This is a genomic window from Porphyromonas sp. oral taxon 279 str. F0450 (genome assembly GCF_000292995.1).
In the GTDB taxonomy this organism is placed as follows: domain Bacteria; phylum Bacteroidota; class Bacteroidia; order Bacteroidales; family Porphyromonadaceae; genus Porphyromonas; species Porphyromonas pasteri.
Genome location: NZ_ALKJ01000016.1, coordinates 1 through 15,912, shown reverse-complemented (window position 1 = coordinate 15,912; position 15,912 = coordinate 1). Strand labels below are relative to the sequence as shown.

At 58.5% G+C, this 15,912-nt stretch carries 11 protein-coding genes and 1 tRNA gene; 2 read left to right on the top strand and 10 right to left on the bottom strand.

The window, feature by feature from the left end:
* From HMPREF1323_RS03010 to HMPREF1323_RS02965, 10 genes are all read right to left on the bottom strand, one after another.
* Nucleotides 1-3,297: a glycosyltransferase family 117 protein gene (locus HMPREF1323_RS03010; protein ID WP_009432760.1), complete on the bottom strand. Its 3,297-nt coding sequence runs from the start codon at nucleotides 3,295-3,297 to the stop codon at nucleotides 1-3.
* Nucleotides 3,298-3,577: 280 nt separating this feature from the next.
* A complete protein-coding gene (locus HMPREF1323_RS03005; RefSeq protein ID WP_156795187.1) occupies nucleotides 3,578-4,105 on the bottom strand; it encodes a hypothetical protein in 528 nt (175 codons plus the stop codon).
* A 101-nt stretch (nucleotides 4,106-4,206) separates the two neighbouring features.
* Nucleotides 4,207-4,282, bottom strand: a tRNA-Lys gene (locus HMPREF1323_RS03000).
* 576 nt (nucleotides 4,283-4,858) lie between these two features.
* Nucleotides 4,859-7,357, bottom strand: coding sequence for a bifunctional UDP-N-acetylmuramoyl-tripeptide:D-alanyl-D-alanine ligase/alanine racemase (locus HMPREF1323_RS02995; RefSeq protein WP_009432770.1), 2,499 nt, complete (start codon nucleotides 7,355-7,357; stop codon nucleotides 4,859-4,861).
* A complete protein-coding gene (locus HMPREF1323_RS02990) occupies nucleotides 7,345-8,340 on the bottom strand; it encodes a GSCFA domain-containing protein (protein ID WP_009432727.1) in 996 nt (331 codons plus the stop codon). The genes HMPREF1323_RS02995 and HMPREF1323_RS02990 overlap by 13 nt, the downstream gene beginning before the upstream one ends.
* Nucleotides 8,341-8,369: 29 nt before the next feature.
* Nucleotides 8,370-8,777, bottom strand: coding sequence for a YraN family protein (locus tag HMPREF1323_RS09070; protein ID WP_009432765.1), 408 nt, complete (start codon nucleotides 8,775-8,777; stop codon nucleotides 8,370-8,372).
* Nucleotides 8,735-9,733: a GNAT family N-acetyltransferase gene (locus HMPREF1323_RS02980; RefSeq protein WP_009432698.1), complete on the bottom strand. Its 999-nt coding sequence runs from the start codon at nucleotides 9,731-9,733 to the stop codon at nucleotides 8,735-8,737. The genes HMPREF1323_RS09070 and HMPREF1323_RS02980 overlap by 43 nt, the downstream gene beginning before the upstream one ends.
* Entirely contained in the window at nucleotides 9,733-10,608 is an 876-nt protein-coding gene (locus HMPREF1323_RS02975; protein WP_009432703.1) for a 1-acyl-sn-glycerol-3-phosphate acyltransferase, read from the bottom strand. Before HMPREF1323_RS02975 ends, HMPREF1323_RS02980 begins: the two co-directional genes overlap by 1 nt.
* A gap of 10 nt (nucleotides 10,609-10,618) precedes the next feature.
* On the bottom strand, nucleotides 10,619-13,243 hold the full coding sequence (locus HMPREF1323_RS02970; RefSeq protein ID WP_009432779.1) for a valine--tRNA ligase: 2,625 nt from the start codon (nucleotides 13,241-13,243) through the stop codon (nucleotides 10,619-10,621).
* 225 nt (nucleotides 13,244-13,468) lie between these two features.
* Complete coding sequence (locus tag HMPREF1323_RS02965; protein WP_044123961.1) at nucleotides 13,469-13,762, bottom strand: hypothetical protein; 294 nt, start codon at nucleotides 13,760-13,762, stop codon at nucleotides 13,469-13,471.
* A 592-nt stretch (nucleotides 13,763-14,354) separates the two neighbouring features.
* On the opposite strand from HMPREF1323_RS02965, the gene HMPREF1323_RS02960 reads away from it, so the two are divergent.
* Nucleotides 14,355-15,224, top strand: coding sequence for an RsiV family protein (locus HMPREF1323_RS02960; RefSeq protein WP_009432723.1), 870 nt, complete (start codon nucleotides 14,355-14,357; stop codon nucleotides 15,222-15,224).
* A gap of 6 nt (nucleotides 15,225-15,230) precedes the next feature.
* Entirely contained in the window at nucleotides 15,231-15,860 is a 630-nt protein-coding gene (rsmG, locus tag HMPREF1323_RS02955) for a 16S rRNA (guanine(527)-N(7))-methyltransferase RsmG (protein WP_009432699.1), read from the top strand.
* The last annotated feature ends 52 nt before the right edge of the window (nucleotides 15,861-15,912 follow it).

Genomic DNA, 15,912 nt, shown 5'->3' with positions numbered 1-15,912 from the left:
CTACTGAGCTACGCCCAGACGGCGGAGCAGCGTTGCGATCTCCTGCTCATAGCGGGAGAGCGCCTGCGAGTTGTAGTCCTTAGCGAAGTCGAGAGCGTAAGAGATAGCCGTATAAGCCTCCTGCAGCTCACCGTGGCGCGAGACCTCCTCGAGCTTCTCAGCGGGGAGCTGTACCGCCCAGGTCAGCGTACTCAGCGCACGGCGGGCGATAGCCTGCAGCACGTGGTCAGCCTCAGCACGCATATCGGCACGATAGAGGGCATCAGCGAAGTAGAGTGCGCTCGTCTCATAGGGGACGTTCTCCTCGAGGATGACGGAGAGACACTTCTTCAGTATGGCCTGTGCCTTCTGCTTATCGCCACGCTCGAGATAACCATTCGCCAGAGGCGTGAAGATCTGATTGCGCAGGGTCGATACGATGCCACGGGCGTTCTCATCGAAGTACGTACCCGGGCGATCAGCACCGCACCAGCGGAACTTCGTCATCACCGTCTCGTACATACGATCCAGATTGCCGATGCCGTAGTCGATAGCACGGCCCGTGCTGTCGACACGTGGAGCGAGCGGGAGGAGCTGCGAAGCCATACCCGTCTGCACCATGCTGGCGGTCATTCCATTGAAGGCATTGCGGGGCGAGGTGATCGCCCAGTAGATAGGACGCTCCCACTTATTGCCCGCGATGAGGTCGAGGACGCTGAGGCCACCGATATCGAGGAACTGACGGCCGTGCAGGCTCAGGGAGAAGTCGGGAGTGATATGCCCCGCGAGTGCGGGGAAGCTCTTCGCGATGCGCTGAGCGACAGCAGCCGAGTCGACGGCGACGTAGAGGTCGGGCGAGGGCAACATAGCAGGCGAACCAGGGCCATGACCCTGGAGTGCCTTATAAGCCTCCTCGACGCTCAGACGCTCACCGCCATTGGGACTCACGAGAGCGTAGTTGTTGTAGTAATAATAGGACTTGGGCAGGAGACCGATGGGCAGAGGCTTGCCTTCGTAGGCCTGCTTCTTCATCTGGTCGATGTACCAGTCACCCGAGAGATAGGAGAGGTTGACGGTGCGGACGTCCGTGCGGATGCCCTCGACTTCCTGTGCGTACCAGAGGGGGAAGGTATCGTTGTCGCCGTAGCAGAAGAGGATGGCATTCGGCTCACAGCTCTCGAGGTAGTTGCGGCCCATGTCGCTGGCGACGGTACGACCCGATCGGTCGTGGTCATCCCAGTTCTGCCCTGCCATCTGTATGGGGATGAGCAGGAGCACCAGCGAAGCGACACCTGCAGCAGCCGTAGAGATGGTGACAGGTGCGTCCTCATCACTGGTCTTCTTCGCAGGCTGCTTGGAGAGGTAGCGGCTGGCGGTCGTAGCGATAGCAGCCACACCGAAGCCCACCCAGATAGCGAAGGCGTAGAACGATCCCACATAAGCGTAGTCACGCTCACGAGGCTGACCAGGATACTGGTTGAGGTAAAGCACGATGGCGATACCCGTCATGAAGAAGAGCATGAAGGTCACCCAGAAGCTCTCCACACCACGACGCCCGCGACCGATCTGGAAGAAGAGGCCGATGAGCCCGAGGATCAGCGGGAGGGCGTAGTAGACATTGTGCCCCTTATTGGCGGTCATATCCTCGGGGTGCGTATCGCTATCCCCGTAGAAGAAGCTATCGACGAAGGGAATACCCGTAGCAGCGCCACCACGCAGGAGGCCACCGTCACCCTGAAGGTCATTCTGGCGTCCGGCGAAGTTCCACATGAAGTAGCGCCAGTACATGTAGGTCAGCTGGTAGTTGAAGAAGTAGGTGAGGTTGTCCCCGAAGGTAGGCTGCGACATATCATCGGCAGCACGCCCCATCCACGTATTGTACATCTGTGCGTGACCACGGTCATAGACACGGGGGAAGAGCATCATACTCGAGCCCTCATAGACGGGCTCATCCTTGGGAGCACGTGCTACATAGCGGTCGGGGTCAGAAGGCTGAGCCTTATCGACACGGCCGTAGGTAGGCTCACCTTCGTCGAACTCAGGACGTCCGTCGGCGCCATACTTATAGGGCGACGCGAAGGTAGGGCCGTAGAAGAGCGGAGCCGAGCCATACTGCTCACGCGCCAGATAGTAGCGGAGCGAGAAGGCATCAGCAGGTGCATTCTCATTCATCGGAGGGTCAGCCACCGCACGCACGAGGATCACCCCGTAGGAGGAGAAGCCCATAGCGATAGCCACGAGCGACATCTGTACCGTCTGGACGGCACGTGCGCGAAGCCCCTTATATAGGTAGAAGAAGGCAATGATACCTGCCGCCAGTGCGAGGGCGACGATACCATTCCCGATGAGGGGGATCCCCATCAAGATCAGCGACAGAGCGATAGAGATACGGAAGCGATGTGAGCCGAGGAGCTTGGGATCCTGCACCGCACGGTCGGCTTCGTAGACACCCCAGATGAGGACGGCGACGAGTACCGCGAGGTAGATATACAGCCCTTGGTTGTAGCTGAGGCCGCAGGTATTGACGAAGAACATATCCCACTTCCCTGCGAGCTTAGGCACACCCTGCACGACCCCGTACATCATCAGCCCGACGAGAGCGAAGGAGCCGAGGAGCGCCAGAGCGCTACCCTTGAGCGTGGGTGTCGTGGCACGGCGGTAGTAGTAGACCAGCGCCATGGCGGGCAGACAGAGCAGGTTCAGCAGATGCACCCCGATACTGAGACCCATCAGATAGGCGATCAGCACCAGCCAGCGGTCCGAGCGCTCGTACTCGCTGCGCTCCTCCCACTTAAAGATCAGCCAGAAGACCACCGCTGTAAAGAGCGAGCTGAAGGCATACACCTCCGCCTCGACAGCGCTGAACCAGAAGGAGTCGGAGAACGTGTACACCAAGCTACCCACCAGACCTGAGCCGAGGATAGCTATAGCCTGCCCCATCGTCATCACCTCACCAGCAGGCTCAAAGCCCTGCTTGCCGAGATGCGCGCGAGGCGTCAGCACACGGCGCACCATATGGGTGATCGTCCAGAAGAGGAAGAGGATCGTGAGGCCACTCAGCACAGCACTCGTGGCATTGGTCATTAGTGCCGCACGCTCAGGGCTACCACCCAGATGCGAGATCACATTATAGACCAGCATGTAGAAGGGCGCGCCAGGAGGGTGCCCGATCTCGAGCTTGTAGTCACAAGCGATGAACTCCGCACAGTCCCACAGGCTCGCTGAGGAGCCGATCGTGAGCAGATAGGTGAGCGTAGCGACTGCGAAGATCGCCCAGCCCAGGAGGTTATTTGCTCGGTTAAATTGCTTCCAATTCATGTATATCTCTATTAGATGTGCGACCCGCCACGAAGGATCAGGACACACTACAATGCCTACAAAGATAGCTATATAGGCTGATACCTACCGCGCTGCGGCAGGGCCCTATACAGCGAGAGCGGGTACTACTATGACGTAGCACTCCATTCGGGATTCGCCCCATGGGAGCATTGGCATCAAAGATTTACAAGCGCTCCCATCGCTCAAGGCTCCAAGTCCGATCGATGAGTTTGTACTGAGCGGACAATGTGGTCTCTGCATCGATAGCCCAGCGTAAGTCCTACACCTTGACACCGTCAACCTCTGTGAACTCCTTGAGACTGGGTGGACCAAACTGCTGGATCGTCTGCTCATACGTGTAGTCCTCGATGACAGACAGCCTCAGATGACCATCCTCATCAGGCAGCCATAGATGCTCGATCAAGAACGCCTCCATATCTGCAATCACCTCCTCTAAGACGGGAGACAAGGCGGGTAACTTACGCTTATATCCCCTGACCTTATCACAGAAAAAGGGGAAGAAGTATCGCCCCATGATCAACCGCTGCATCGTCTTATTCTGCTTGTAGGGAAGAAAGTCCTCCTCTGGCATCATCAAGTCAAGCTCCAGAATACGATCTTCTTTATCGAAGCGCACTCTGGAGCGGATGCCACTCAAGGTATCCAATACTCTAAAGCAGAAACCAAAATCAAAATCCAGCTGAGGATACTTGGCATTCAACACCGAGGTGAAAGCCCCCTGTTCTTCAGCAATATCACTAACCATCAAGAATCCAGGGGAGTCTGATGTAATTCTCACTTCGCTCATCAGTCCAATCTTTAACGACCTTATTTTTGCTGCAGACATTCCACAGTACCTACGATTATACAACGAGAGCGGGTACTACTGAGATGTAGTACCCGCTCTCTTGGTGACCCCGGTGAGGCTCGAACTCACGACCCAGTGATTAAGAGTCACTTGCTCTACCAACTGAGCTACAGAGTCATTTTCCCTTGTTCGGCTCACCACCTTGGTGCGTGGGAGCGTTTTCAGAACGGGTGCAAAGGTAGTGCAAACATTTGAATTACACAAGACACCAGCCGCAAACTCGTCAAACAATCCCCGACAGACCTCTCCAAAGTGACACGCAAGCCCTTCGCCTTATCGCTCGTATTCCCCTTTATCCAGCGGAGGGAAAAGCATCGTTCTCGTGAAGAAAAAAGTGCCTTCACGTAGTGGTCTTCCTCTGTCTAGGCACGTAGTCTTAAAGACCAGGCACGCAAACCCAAATATCCACGTACGTAGATATTAGAGCCACGTACGTAGTCCAAACTTTTCTGCCACTCGTCCGCAACTTTTATCCCCTACGCGGAGCAACAACCTACGTATAGGTCACTTCGCAAAGCTATATAGTTTTCTTCGCCATCCTATATAGGTTGGTGATGCGATCAATATAGGTTCACACGACCCTCCCCCATACATCGTCCCCCCTCTCCCCCGATGATGGAGAAAAGTAAGCCCCACGGCAGGTCACTTAAGTGACGAGCCGTGGGGCAGATACTTAATATATGGGGTGCAGACTTACTCGCGCCAGTAGCGACGCTGGATGCGCGTCGAGAGGGTCGTGAGGATCTCGTAGGGGATCGTGTCGCAGGCTTCGGCAAGCACCGTGATGGGGCGCTCTTCGCCACCGAAGATAAGGACTTCGTCCCCCACCCGTGCTTCGGGGACGTCGGTGATATCGATCATACAGGCATCCATACAGACATTGCCGATGGTCGGGCACAGGCGGCCGTGCAGGAGCACCGAATAGGCACCACGGCTCAGACGGCGCGAGAAGCCGTCGGCATAACCGATAGGGATGACCGCGATGCGTGAGGGGCGGGAGGTGATGCCACGACAGCCATAGCCGATAGCTTCGCCTGCGGGGAGCTCACGGATCTGCAGAAGGACGGTCGTCAGGCGAGCGATAGGCTCTACCCCAGGGCGCCCCGTAGCACTCACCCCATAGAGGCCGATGCCGAGGCGTGCCATATCCAGAGCGTATTCGGGGAAGCGCTCGATACCTGCCGTATTCAGCAGGTGACGCTTCGGCTGGTAGCCGAGGGCAGCCGTAAGGGCTTCGGTAGCGGCGATGAAGGTCTTCGCCTGACGCTCGGTGAAGTCACGCTTGTCAGGCTCGTCGGCAGCGGCCAGATGCGAGAAGACCGAGCTGACACGCAGCTCGGGATGCTCACGGAGGTAAGCTCCTACCTCAGGGAGGTCGGCAGGTGCAAAGCCCAAGCGGTGCATGCCGCTATCGACCTTGAGATGGATAGGGAAGGCGGTGATACCTGCGATGCGTGCACGTTCGCACAGCCCCTCGAGAAGCTCCATACTATAGACCTCGGGCTCGAGGCGGTGCGAGAAGAGGGTATCTGCCACCGACAGCTCGGGGTTCATGATCATGATGTGCGTGCGGATGCCCTTGTCACGCAGCTCACGTCCTTCGTCCGCCACAGCTACGGCAAGGTAGTCGACACGGTGCTCCTGGAGCGTGCGCGCCAGCTCGAAGGCGCCCGTCCCGTAGCCATCGGCCTTGATCATACAGATGAGCGGATGTTCGGGCGGCAAGAGCGAGCGGTAGTGATTGAGGTTGTGCACGACAGCGCTAAGGTCGATATCCAGCACCGTCTGATGCTCACGGGAGGAGAGACGGCGGTAGACTTGGTCGAGGGCGAAGCGGCGTGCGCCCTTGATGAGGATGCAGGAGTCGTGCAGACGCGACAGGAGGGGCGAAGCTAAAAGCTCGCTCGTCGTCGCGAAGAAGTGCGTATGCCTAGCGTCAAAGAGTGCAGCCGAAGCCGTGAGATGCTCACCGACAGCGAAGACTTCGTCCACGCCATAGCTCTTGACAAGGCCTGCGACCTCGGCATAGAGGTCGGCATCACTCCGTCCGCTCCCCTCGATATCGGAGAGCAGGAGCACGGGGCGAGCGCCTGTAGCCGAAGCACGACGGCGCAGGAAGTCCAGCGCGATAGAGAGCGACTGCAGGTCGCAGCTGTAGGCGTCATCGATGAGGGTATTACCCTGCAAGCCGTCCTTGACCTCCAGACGCATCGAGATGCTCGTGAGGGCGCGCCACGCTTCGGGCACAGCGAGGAGCTGGGGAGCGAGAGCCGCCACGAGAGTCAGACAGCAGGCGACATCCTCAAGGTAGGCGGCATCGGTGAAGGGGACAGTCAGCGGATATTCTTCGCCAGCCACCACGCAGACGAGCGCTGTCGTGGTGCTCGTCGTCTCGGTCGTGCGGACGTAGACCGTGGCGGCAGGGTCCTGATGACTCCAAGTGTAGTGGGACTTCGTGGGGAAGCGCTCACGCATCGCCTCAGCGACCAAGGGCGTATCGAGGCTGTAGAAGAGCGAGGTAGAGCGCTCGAAGAGGCGGAGCTTCTCCTCCAGCTTCTCCTCCAGCGAGGCGAAGCCCTCCTGATGTGCGCTACCGAGCGAGGTGAAGACACCGAGCTGAGGCGCGATGACTTCCTCCAGCGCAGCCATCTCACCAGGGCGGGAGATCCCCGCTTCGATGAGGGCGACTTCGTCCGTAGCCGTGATACTCAGCACAGAGAGCGGTACGCCGATCTGCGAATTATAGCTGCGGGGTGAGCGCATCGTATGGAAGCAGGGCGAGAGGAGCTGATAGAGCAGTTCCTTGACGACGGTCTTCCCGTTGCTCCCCGTGATACCGATCGTATGGAGCAGGGGGAAGCGCTCGCGGTGCGTGCGTGCCAGCGCCTGCAGTGCCGTGATAGAGGAGCTGACGACATACCAGTTGCACCCGCTGTACTTCGCCTCCGTCTCGCTCGAGAGTTGCTCGACGACGAAGCTCCTTACCCCACGCTCATAGAGCGACTCGATATAGCGGTGCCCGTCACCCGACTCCGTGCGGATGGCGAAGAAAAGCGTCTCCTCGGGCGTGAGGAGCGAGCGGCTATCGGTGAGTATATGGCTCACAGCTCGGTCGTGCGACAGATGCGGCGTGACCGCAAAGGCCGTAGCGAGGGTAGCGGGAGAGAAGGATGGTGAAACTAATCTATCCATGAGGGTAAGTCGTGAAGCTGAGCGGAGGGGTACTGCGAGCGGAAGGCTGCGATGCGCTCACGGAGAGCGGCGAGGCGCGCCGTATGCTCGGCTCCCTCAGCGTGTAAGGGGCGGTGACGAAGCTCTTGATGCAGGCGGTGCGCTAAGGGCAAAGCCTTCTGCACCGCTTCGTCGACTGCCCACGTGGTGAAGCGCTCGGCGACGATACGCTGTGCCAAGGGGGAGGGATGCACCATATCCTCGGCATAGAAGCGGTAGTCGCGGAGCTCGTCGAGTACCAATTCGTAAGAGGGGAAATAAAAGCAAGTCGCAGGGAACTGCTCCGTGAGTGCCTCGGAGAGAAGCAGGAGCGTCGCCTTGCTGAGGGCATTGCCGTGGGCGCCGTCACGTAGATGACGCACGGGGCTCACCGTCTGAATGATCGTCAGCTCGGGGAAGCGCTCACGAAGACGCTCGATGAGTGGGCGCCAAGTCTGAAGGAGCGTCTCTAAGCTCACACGCTCACGGACGAACGTCCGCTCGGGGAGCTTGTGGCAGTTGCTCACTACCCTACCCGCTACTCCGCGATATTCGTCACCCGCAAGGCGGTAGACATAGGCCGTGCCGTAGGTGAGGAGCAGGTAGCGTAGCTGAGGTAGCGCCGTCTGCACCGCTTCGTACGAAGCATTCATCAGACGAAGGGCTTCCTCCGCTGCTCGGGCAGAGAAGCGCCCATGATGAAGGAAGGAATGGTAGAGCCCGCCATGCTCGAAGAGGTCCGCTTCGGTGAAGGGCTCACCAAAGAAAAGGCGCTCGATGCCGGCTGCTATCGAGAGGGGATTGTACTGGATGCCTAAGGGATTGACTTGGAGCTGCAGGCCTCCATCACGGAGGTAAGCGCCGATATGCTCACTGAAGCACGAGCCGAAGCTGAGGGCTGGCTGCCCGTAGCCCAAGCGTGGAGGCGAGGGCGGTAGCGTGACGGGAGTATGGAGCTGAGGCATAGAGAGAGCGAATATCTATGAGCGAAGGACTACCGATGAGGGCGCCCCGACTTGCGCCCTGTACGATGCCCCGCAAGCTGCAGGTAGAAGGCCGAGGGGATATGCTCTATCGTGTAGCTCCCATCAGCCTCTATATCGAGGGCAAGGATATCGTAGCGCACCTCCAGATCAAGGGCACGCTGACGGATGTAGGCATTGGCTGCGGAGATGAGGAAGGCTTGCTTCTCTCGGGTGACGGTCGTGCGAGCTTCGGCGAAGCTCCCGACGCCGCGCGTCTTGACCTCGGCGATGACGAGCGTCTCACCCCACTGGGCGATGATATCGATCTCACGGTGCTGGTGGCGCCAGTTCCGCTCGAGGATGGAGTAGCCGTGGCGCTCCAGATAGCGACAGGCTAACTCTTCACCAGTCGCACCCGTCTTGAGATGTTGGTCCATAGCAGATCGCTCTGTGCCTTGTCGGGGTCGAAGGTCTCGATATGGCGCACACGCTTGTCGGGGATGATCTCGTCGATAGCGATGAGGATACCCGTCTCCTCGACATGGCCGAAGTCCTCGTTGATCGCCGTGCCGAAGACACGCATCTCGGGCGAGAGTGCCATGTAGGCATTGACCAGCGGAGGGATGTTCAGCCCGATCTCACGTACCGCCTTGTTCAGCGCACGGTAGCTCTCCAGACGGTCATCCGTGGGGAAGAGCTCGCGGATCTCGGCTTCGTCGACGACGATGGGCAGCGGATCGGTGGGGCGAACTAAGTGATCGGGATCGGGAAAGTGCTTGTCGAGAAAGTAGAGGATGAGGTTGCGCGCATGGGGATCGTAGTTCTCATACATCGTGACCTTGCCGTAGAAATACTTCATCGCGGGATTGAGTACCGTCAGCGCACCGAGGCCATCCCAGAGGTTGTCCAGCGCGAAGAGGCTCTTAGCACCCATACGCGTAGACTGATAAGGCAGAGAGACGAAGGAGCGTCCCAGCTCGATCGTCACGGGAAGGTAGTCTGTGAGGAAGCGGGGACTGAACTCAAAGAGCTCTGCCGTCGCCAGGCGTGGACGCCCCGTGGCTTCGTCCATCTGTACCTCATCGCCGAACATAAAGCGGTAGCCACCGAGGATAGCTCCTTCGGCGGGGTCCCACACGATGAGCTGACGATAGCCGTCGTCGGCGAGGTCAAACTCATCGACGTCGCAGTCACGCCCCGTACCGCCGCCGTAGAAGCGGAAGGCCTCTTCGCGCAAGCGCCCGATCTCACGCATCGTCTCGGGAGCCGTACTCGCGTGGAAGACGTAGATCTCGTTCCCACCCTTATTCGTCGCGCGAAGGAGCTTGTCGGGGGTGAGTTCTTGGCGGATGAGATCCGCAGAGACAGGGGCGATGATCGGTGTGATAAACATCAGCGCTTGGTCAGTGTAGCATCATACTCATCGCGCAGCTGGTAGCTCAGCGCACGGATACGCTGAGCCTCCTGCTGAGGCGTAAGGCCGCTGTCACGCAGGCTCTGCCAAGAGATCGGCTCCCCGACGATGACCTTGAAGTGACTGCCGTGAGCACGGAAGAGCTCATCGGGAAGGAGGGCCTGCCCTGGGTCGAACTTCATCTTCAGCGCCTCCTTGATGTGCCAGATCCAGTAGAAGTGGCGGCTATTCTGCCCGACGTAGTGCAGCGGCACGATGTCGCGCTCGTTGGCGATGGCCTGCGAGACGAAGGTCTTATGCCAAGGGCGGTCCTGCAGCTTGCCGTCGAAGATACGTGAGCATGAGCCTGCGGGGAAGGTGCCGATAGGCACATCGGAGCGCATCGCCTCCTGCAGCATCGTGATCGACTCACGGCCCTGCGAGCCCTGGCGGTTATTCACCGGCAGGAAGACCGACTGGAGCGGGCGGAGGTAATACAAGAAGTCCGTGACCATGTAGCGCACGTCGCCGTAGCGCTTCCCCAGCATGTAGGAGAGGGAGATGCCGTCCATACCACCCAGCGGATGGTTGCAGACGAAGATGCAGCGCCCCGACTCGGGCAGACGCTCGGGGTGTACCCATTCGGTCGTGACAGCGAACTCCCCCATCAGGGCTTCAAGGAAGTCCATACCATCAAGGTGCCCATAGCGGTAGAGGACATCATTGATCTCCCGCTGATGGATGATGCGCTCGAGGAGGCGCAGGACGAATGGGGGGAGGCGCTTACCCACCTTCTCCTCCAGCACCTTCCCGATATGGATAGCCAAGGGATGGTCCTGCGAGGAGTATTGGGGTTGCTCGGTCAGTGGTTGCATCGGGATAGGATTAGTTGCCAGAGAGCTGGCGGATGCTCTGCTCGATCGTGGCGATACGGCTCTCAGCGTCGGCCTTCTTCTTGCGCTCGAGGCTGATGACTGCCTCGGGAGCCTTGCTCACGAAGCTCTCATTGCTCAGCTTCTTCTCTACGCCAGCGAGGAACTTCTGCTGATACTCGAGGTCGGCGCGGAGCTTCTTCAGCTCTTCCTCCACATCGATGTAGGCAGCCATAGGCACGGCGAATTCGTCCGTCCCGATGACGAAGGTCACAGCACCCTCGCTACGCACGCCGCTGCGGTCGATAGCAGAGAGGCCTGCCATCTTGATGAGGACTTCATCGAGCTCGGTGGGGTAGCTGGGGCTTGCCTCGAGGCCAAGGGCTTCGCGGGGCGAGAGGTTCTTGCTGGTACGCAGGCTCCGTACGGTGGTGATGATCTCCTGAGCAGCAGCGAAGCGCGCGAGGAAGGCTTCATCGTAGGCCTCGGCAGGGCGCTGCTGAGCGTTCATGATGCTCTCGCCATCGGCACGCTCGGCGAGGTTCTGCCACAGCTCTTCGGTGATGAAGGGCATGAAGGGGTGGAGGATACGCAGGATCTCGTCGAAGAAGTCCAGCGCCTCACGGCAGGTCGTCTCGTCAATGGGCGAGCCGTAGGCAGGCTTGATGAGCTCGAGGTAAGCGGAGGAGAAGTCGTCACGGATGAGCTTGTAGACGAGGGTCAGAGCTTCGCTGATACGATACTTAGCGAAGAGGTCATCGAGCTCGGTAGCCGCCTTGTTGAGCACCTGACGCATCCAGTAGGAGGCCAGACGCGAAGCCTCGGGCTGAGGCGTAGCAGCAGCTTCGCCCGTCCAGCCCTTCACGAGGCGGAAGGCGTTCCAGATCTTGTTACAGAAGTTACGACCCTGCTCGCAGAGTGATTCGTCGAAGAGGATATCGTTCCCAGCGGGGGCGCTCATGATAAGGCCCATACGCACGCCGTCAGCGCCATACTTATCGATGAGCAGCAGGGGGTCGGGCGAGTTACCGAGGGTCTTCGACATCTTACGGCCCTGGTTGTCGCGGACGATACCGGTGAGGTAGACGTTCTCGAAGGGCTTCTTCCCCTGGAATTCGTAGCCCGCCATGATCATACGCGCTACCCAGAAGAAGAGGATATCTGGCCCCGTGACGAGGTCAGAGGTGGGGTAATAGTATTCGAGCTCCTTGTTGCCTTCGCTCAGTGCGGGAGCAAAGACCGTGATAGGCCATAGCCAAGAGGAGAACCAGGTGTCGAGGCAGTCGCTCTCACGGCGCAGGTCTGCGGCGGTGAGATCAGCGTTCTTCTCCTGTGCCAGACGAAGCGCCTCTTCATCACTTGCAGCGACGACGAAGCTACCATCGGGCAGGTAGTAGGCTGGGATGCGATGGCCCCACCAGAGCTGGCGGCTGATGCACCAGTCCTTGATGTTCTCCATCCAGTGGCGGTAGGTATTCTTGAACTTCGCAGGGTGCAGACGGATCTCGTCGTTCATCACCGCATCGAGGGCGGGCTTAGCGAGGCCATCCATCTTGAGGAACCACTGCATCGAGAGCTTAGGCTCGATGGGCACGAAGGTACGCTCGGAGTGACCTACCTTATTTGTGTAGTCCTCGACCTTCTCCATCAGACCAGCAGCGATGAGGTCAGCCTCGATCTTCTTACGCACGTCGAAGCGGTCCATGCCAGCGTAGGCGCCACCATGCTCGTTGAGCGTGCCGTCGTCGTGGAAGATATCGATCGTCTGGAGCTGGTGCTTCTCTCCGAGCATATAGTCATTGACGTCGTGCGCAGGCGTGACCTTCAGACAGCCCGTACCGAACTCGATGTCTACGTACTCGTCCTCGATGACGGGGACTGCACGGCCGACGATAGGCACGATGAGCTTCTTGCCACGGAGGAAGTGATAGCGCTCGTCATTGGGGTTGATACATACGGCGGTGTCCCCCATGATGGTCTCGGGGCGGGTCGTAGCGACGACGACATACTTGTCGGCCTCGCCCTCGACGAAGTAGCGCAGGTAATAGAGCTTACCCTGCTGCTCCTGATAGATGACCTCCTCGTCGCTGAGGGCGGTCTGTGCCTTGGGGTCCCAGTTCACGACACGCACGCCGCGGTAGATGAGGCCCTTGCGGTAGAGGTCGACGAAGACGTCGATGACGCTCTGGCTACGCTCATCGTCCATGGTGAAGGCGGTGCGCTCCCAGTCGCAGGAAGCACCGAGGCGCTTAAGCTGCTCGAGGATGATGCCCCCGTGCTCGCGCGTCCAGTCCCAAGCGTGCTCGAGGAAGGCTTCGCGCGTCAGGTCGTGCTTCTGGATGCCCTGAGCAGCCAGACGGCCGACGACCTTCGCTTCGGTAGCGATAGAGGCGTGGTCGGTACCAGGTACCCAGCAGGCGTTGAAGCCACGCTGACGTGCACGACGCACGAGGATATCCTGGATACTATTATTGAGCATGTGCCCCATGTGCAGCACACCCGTGACGTTGGGGGGAGGGATGACGACGGTATAGGCAGGGCGATGATCGGGGGTCGAGTGGAAGAGCTTGTGCTGCATCCAGTACTCATACCATCTATTCTCCACAGCCTCGGGGCTGTACTTGGTTGCTAACTCCATAATAGTGGACTTCGTAATGTATCTATATAGTTTATTCTGTTGACTGCTTTGCACCCTAAGACGGACACCCTCTCGTGAAGGGAGCCACCTATGGGAGCTACAAATTTACATCAATCAGACGGATTGCGGGCGCACGAAGCCTCTGCCATGCCCCTTTGGGGCACAGCACAGTGCGTAGAGAGCGTGACTTCGCTCGGGGGGATGTGTAGGGGGGGAAGGGGTGTATTAGATGCTAAAGTAAAGACAGGCGATACCAAAAAGGCCCATGAATAAAAAGCTAACTCCTGCGACACCGAGGAGGATGATACCACGCTCCAGACCACGACGATCCGCAAGGCGTACGCCCCACGTCAAAGCGATGAGATTCGGAACAAAGAAGGAGAGAATAAACAGCCAACGAGGATGTGAAGCAATGACATAGCATGCCGCCTGGATCCCAATGAATAGGAGCAGCGAAACGACAGACAGCCAAAGGACCAGAGCTCGGTGGCGATACCTCCGCACGAGTGGGTGATTCATTGGTAGGGTGCAGTTGATGATATGTTATGATTCGCGTGTAATTCGGTAGTACAAATATATAAAGATTTCAATATATATAACAAGCCTCCCCTCACGACCCTACGCCACACCCTTTTTCCTGATATAAAATATCTTAACGCCCCGCCCTATCTACAGCAAGAGCATACCATGAGCCGACACCAAGCTGACGCACGCAGTACCCCCCATCCCTCCCACAGTAGTACCTTATCTCACCACAGCGATTTTGCTTATTCAGCAGAGAGAAAAGCCGTATTCCTGCAAAGAAAAATGCAGCTCCCCATAGTGCTTTTCTCTATCCACGCACGTAGTCTTAACGACCAAGCACGTAAATCCATAGGTCTACGTACGTAGATTTTAGAGCCACGCACGTAGACGGAATTTATCTGCTACTCGTCCGCAACTATTATTCGCGCACTTCGGCAGTCATTCCACTACTGCTCCCCGCTTTTCTCTCCGAGAAAGGGAATGAGGCTGAGGAACAAATAAGTATCTTTGTGATGCGAAGTGCGAGACGCTCACCGCTGATGGTGCGCCCCCGCCTTCTACCCCCAAGGAAGCTATAGCTACGGCAATGAAACAACTCTACACACTCACCTCTCTCTGTCTCCTCTTTGTATGCCTCGTAGGCGCTACCCTCTCCAGCTGTACTGGTCGTAGTGGTAGCGCACAGAGCGCTGACTCGACCCTCGCAGAAGGCACACAGGATCCCAATGGCCCCTTAGACTGGGACTCCATCGTGGTCTCCACGACCTACTTCGACAATCAGGTAGCACGCAAGGGATCGTCCGTAGAGGTAGAGCTCTACTTCCGCTACCCGACGAATGACTCCGCGCTCCTCAAGGCCGTCAGCGGTGCGTTCTTCGGTGAGACTTATGCGAACATGAGCCCGAAGGAAGCCACAGAGCACTATCTGCGCGAGGTGCGTAGCGAATACCTCTTCGGAGCTGACTCCCTCGGCTTCTCCGCTAAGGAGCTGGAGGATATGAAGAGCGAGATGACCCTCTCCAACCACATCACCTATCACGACAACCACATCATCACGATGCAGAAGGACGTGTACACCTACTCTGCTGGGGCTGCCCATGGTCTGCCCGCTACGGGGAATTATACCTTCGACCGCAAGAGTAAAGACGTCATCAGCGAAGGAGACCTCTTCATCGACGGCTATGGCCCCGAGCTGAACAAGATCCTTCAGCGTGCGCTCATCAAGGAGTTCGGTCGCAAGAGCGCTCAGGAGATGGAGAGCAAGGACGGCATCTACGCTGCCGACCTGACGAGCAATGATAACTTCCGCCTCGATGACAAGGGCATGACCTATACGTACAACCCCTACGAGATCGCCCCCTTCGCTATCGGGATCATCGAGGTCTTCATCCCCTACGAGGAGGTACGTCAGCTCCTCCGCCCACAGAGCATCATCTTCAACTATATCCAGCCCTAAGACCGCATGGCCGCTATCGACATCATCACCCGCTACTTCCCCCAGCTCACCCCCGAGCAGATCGAGCTCTTCACCCAGCTCGACACCCTCTACCGTGACTGGAATGCGAAGATCAACGTCATCTCCCGCAAGGATATTGATGCGCTCTATGAGCACCATGTACTCCACTCGCTCGGCATCGCCCAGATGATCCGCTTCAAGCCTGGCACGCACATCCTCGACTTCGGTACGGGCGGTGGCTTCCCAGGTATCCCCTTGGCGATCCTCTTCCCCGAGTGCGAGTTCCTGCTGGTCGACAGCATCGGGAAGAAGGTCAAGGTCGCAGCAGCCGTCGCCGAAGCCCTCGGGCTGAAGAACGTGCGCACGCTACACGGGCGTGGCGAGGACGTGAAGGAGCAGTTTGACTTCGTCGTCAGCCGTGCCGTCATGCGCCTCGATGAGCTGGTCGGCTTCACCCGCAAGCTCGTCCACCACGAGCAGCACAACGGCATGCCCAACGGACTCATCTGCCTCAAGGGCGGTGAGCTACAGGCGGAGATCCGCCCCTACAAGCGCATCGTCGAGGTGCAGGACCTCTACCCCACCTTCTCGGAAGAGTTCTTCAAGACGAAGAAGGTCGTCTACCTCCCCCTCTAAGCGACCTCACCAGACCATATACAGCGCGCCCCTGCTACCGACTGGTAGCAGG